This window comes from Poinsettia branch-inducing phytoplasma str. JR1, from assembly GCF_000309465.1.
GTDB lineage: Bacteria > Bacillota_I > Bacilli_A > Acholeplasmatales > Acholeplasmataceae > Phytoplasma > Phytoplasma pruni.
Genome location: NZ_AKIK01000168.1, coordinates 1 through 2983, shown reverse-complemented (window position 1 = coordinate 2983; position 2983 = coordinate 1). Strand labels below are relative to the sequence as shown.

Sequence of the window (2983 nt, the reverse complement as noted above, 5' to 3'; positions counted from 1 at the left end):
TGCTGAACCGCTCTTCCGATCTTGCAACTGTCTTTTTTCTTTCTATGTTGAAACGTGAGAGAAGTTTTTTCATTAAGGGAGGATCGTTAAAATAATTAAAAGAGTTAATTAATCATTATTCTCTTTAGTCTTTTGGTTTTGTTTTAACTTTTTTTCTTGTAAAAATTGTTCTACCATTTTTAAAACATTAGGATTCACAAAAAGTATATTAGAATCAGCTTTAAAATGAGTTTTACGAGCTAAATTTTTAAAAACAACAATCTTAACTGTATTAGGATCAACCTTTTTTAAAATTATGTTCAAACGGAACTTTTTATCTTGTTTTTTAAACATAATATCACTCTTTTTCTGCATAGAATAGCTTTTTATAATATTAAAACATTTATGTAAAAAAACAAAAAATATTATATAAGTTAAAAACCACTAAAAAAGATATAGTGGTTTTTTTATAATCAATATTTAGTTCATTTAGTTAGTTGGAAAAGGGGAAAATTGGTCTTTTTCTTTAATGTTGGTTAGTATTCTTAAAGAGTTTACAAGGACTAAAATAGTACTAATCTCATGTAAAAAAACAGCCCAAGGTAATTTAATATCAGCGATAAAATTAGTTAAAGATAAAATAACGATAACCCCAATAGAAAATATAATGTTTTGAAATATTATACTATTTAATTTCTTAGAAACTTTATGAGCATAAGTTATTTTATTTAAATTATTTTTCATTAAAACCATATCAGCAATATCGATAGCTACATCAGTACCTTCTTGCATGGTAATACCTACATCAGAATTAGCTAAAGCAGGAGCGTCGTTTATTCCGTCACCTACCATAGCTACCATATCGTAATCGTATTTACTTTTAATTTCTATTATTTTATTAGATTTATCTTCTGGCAAACAATCAGCTAAAACATAATCAACGTTTAATTGTTTTCCTATTGCCATAGCGGTTTTTTCATTATCGCCTGTCAACATGATTGTATGAATGTTATTCTCATTAAAATAATTCACCATTTGTTGAGCTTCAGGACGTAATACATCCAAAATAGCTATCACCATAATTATTTTACCATTATCACTAAAATAAAGCACTGTATTACCTTTTTCTAAAAAATGTTTAGTTTTTAGTTCTATTTCTTCAGAAACTTGAGGGAAAGAATTGTATTTAGCTATTTTATATTGACGGCCTTCATGAAAAGATTCTAAACCAACGCCAATTAAATTATCAACTTGCATTTCAGGAAAATTATTTAATGTAAAACTTTGACTTAAATATTTATTGATAGCAAAAGCTAAAGGATGGTTAGATTTTTGCTCCATTTTAGATAAAATAGTTAAATAATTTATTTTATCTTTTTCTTCTATTTCTGAATGGAAAAAAATTTCTTTGACTGTAGCTTTACCGGTAGTTAAAGTTCCTGTTTTATCAAAAACAATAGCTTTAATGTTGGATAAATTACTTAAAGAATTACCATTTTTCAATAAAATACCATTTTTAGCTAAATGCGAAATAGAAGCAAAAGTAGCAGGAACATCAGAAGCGACCAAAGCACAAGGGGAAGCTACAGTTAAAAAGACCATACTTTTATTAAAAATATGTGTAAATTCGAAATAATGAATAGAAGAGTCAAAATAATAATGTATTATTTGACTAAATAATAAGATACCGACAGAAATTAACATTATCGCTTTTACATATAAAGGTTCTAATTTGTTAATTAAAGTAGCTCTTTTAGACATATTATTTTTCATTTGATAAGATAATTGAATAATTTTGGTAAAAATATTATTTTCTACTGTAGCGATAATTTCAACAATTAAAGTATTATTGCCATTAATATTACTACCAAGAACTTTATCGCCTACTTTCTTATCAACGGGAATGCTTTCTCCCGTAATGCTGGATTCGTCAATAGAAGAAGTTCCAGAAACAATAATACCATCAGAAGGAATTTGATCTCCGTTTAAGACAATAACTTTATCGCCTATTTTTAATTTTTCTACTTCTATTAATTCAAATTCACCGTTTTCTTTTAACAATCTTGCTTGAGTAGGAGCCATTTTTAAAAGATTTTTGATTTCTTTTTGGTTTTTATTTTCAATATATTCTTCTAAAAAATTAGCAGTTGCGAAAATAATAATCAATAAAATTGCTTCGTTAAAATTTTGTAAATAAATCGCCCCTAAAGCACCTAAAGTCATTAAAATATGAACATTTGGGGTAAATTTTTTATTTTCTTTTGTATCTTGATAAGTTTCTACAAAACCTTCTATAATAACATGACAACCTGTAAAAAACAAAATAAAGGTTGTTAAGGCATATTGAAGTAGCAATTTATAATTTTTTTTGTTATCCAAAACGCCAGAAAAATTGATAGGTAAAAAAACTAAAATATACAATAACAAACCACAAATAAAAAGACAAAAATATGTTTTTTGATTTTTATGAGTTTGTTCTTGGTTGTTATATATATTATTGTAATTTTCCATACTATGAGTCAACTTATTATTAACCTCTATTTCAAAAAAATATTTTTTTCATTCTTTATTTTCTATTAAATTTATTCTTCTGAAGAATCTTCTTCATTTTTTTGTGATTCAGTTTCAGTTTGTGAATCTTCTTCTAATTGAGCTTGTTTTTTTTCTTCATTTAATCTTGCTCTTTCAACTATCTCTTTATAAGTTTCTATGATGGCGTTTTCAATCATAATTCTTGTTTCGGTATTGATAGGATGAGCTATATCGTTATAATTAGGTTTTTTAACATCAGAATTAATTTTAATACTAGGCATTGCAATAAAAATACCTCTTTCTCCTTCGATAATTTTAATATAATGAACAACAAAGGCATTATCAAAAGCAACAGAAGCAACACCTCTTAATCTGTTTTCGCCCTTGTGTAATTTGATTCTAACATCGGTAACTTGCATTTATATTGTTCCCCTAACTCTTATATTTTATTTTAAAATAAATCTAATTAAAC

3 protein-coding genes are annotated in these 2983 nt (G+C 25.9%); all 3 read right to left on the bottom strand.

From position 1 onward, the window contains the following. Nucleotides 1-108 precede the first annotated feature (108 nt). The 3 genes from ON17_RS03095 to ON17_RS03085 all read right to left on the bottom strand — a co-directional run bounded on the left by ON17_RS03095 (nt 109) and on the right by ON17_RS03085 (nt 2930). Nucleotides 109-333: a hypothetical protein gene (locus ON17_RS03095; RefSeq protein ID WP_017192043.1), complete on the bottom strand. Its 225-nt coding sequence runs from the start codon at nt 331-333 to the stop codon at nt 109-111. A 135-nt stretch (nt 334-468) separates the two neighbouring features. Beyond that, on the bottom strand, nt 469-2490 hold the full coding sequence (locus ON17_RS03090) for a heavy metal translocating P-type ATPase (RefSeq protein ID WP_017192042.1): 2022 nt from the start codon (nt 2488-2490) through the stop codon (nt 469-471). A 71-nt stretch (nt 2491-2561) separates the two neighbouring features. Further along, nucleotides 2562-2930, bottom strand: coding sequence for a SpoVG family protein (locus ON17_RS03085; protein WP_017192041.1), 369 nt, complete (start codon nt 2928-2930; stop codon nt 2562-2564). Between the last annotated feature and the right edge of the window lie 53 nt (nt 2931-2983).

Bases quoted from the DNA above. Each gene is read 5' to 3' on its own strand.
- ON17_RS03085 (WP_017192041.1), bottom strand. From the start codon at position 2,930: ATGCAAGTTACCGATGTTAGAATCAAATTACACAAGGGCGAAAACAGA.
- ON17_RS03095 (WP_017192043.1), bottom strand. From the start codon at position 333: ATGTTTAAAAAACAAGATAAAAAGTTCCGTTTGAACATAATTTTAAAA.
- ON17_RS03090 (WP_017192042.1), bottom strand. From the start codon at position 2,490: ATGGAAAATTACAATAATATATATAACAACCAAGAACAAACTCATAAA.